This is a genomic window from Streptomyces sp. BE20 (genome assembly GCF_036322525.1).
Lineage (GTDB): Bacteria > Actinomycetota > Actinomycetes > Streptomycetales > Streptomycetaceae > Kitasatospora.
The window spans coordinates 1-397 of the sequence record NZ_JAQYWW010000801.1 but is presented as its reverse complement, the minus strand read 5'-3'; the positions used below and the strand labels follow the sequence as shown (position 1 = coordinate 397).

1 pseudogene is annotated in these 397 nt (G+C 75.6%); it reads left to right on the top strand.

What is annotated here, in order from left to right:
- Positions 1 to 397 (top strand): annotated as a pseudogene (locus PUR61_RS17170) (hypothetical protein); the annotation flags it as partial.

Below are 397 nucleotides of genomic sequence, written 5' to 3'. Positions count from 1 at the left end.
CCGCCGACGAGGCCGTCGGCATCCGCCGCCTCCTCGTCGACGCGAATCCGGCGGTCTTCCTCCCCGACCTCGCCACCGGCCTCCACGGCCTCGCCAAGATCCGGACCGACCTCGGCGACCGGACGGGCGCCCTCGGCGCCTCCAGCGAGACAGTCGCCATCCGCCGGCGCCTCGTCGAAGCCGCCCCCGCCTCGCTCCTCCCCGTCCTCGCGGAGGCCCTCGTCAACCTCTCCGGCCGGCAGGCCGAGCTCGGCGACCGGGCAGCGGCCCTCTCCTCCGGCACCGTAGCCGTCTCCGAGTACCGGCCGCTCGCCGTCACCGACCCGGGCTCCCTCCTCCCCGACCTCGCCCGATCCCTCAACAACCTCGCCAACCACCAGTCCGGCCGCGGGAAGTG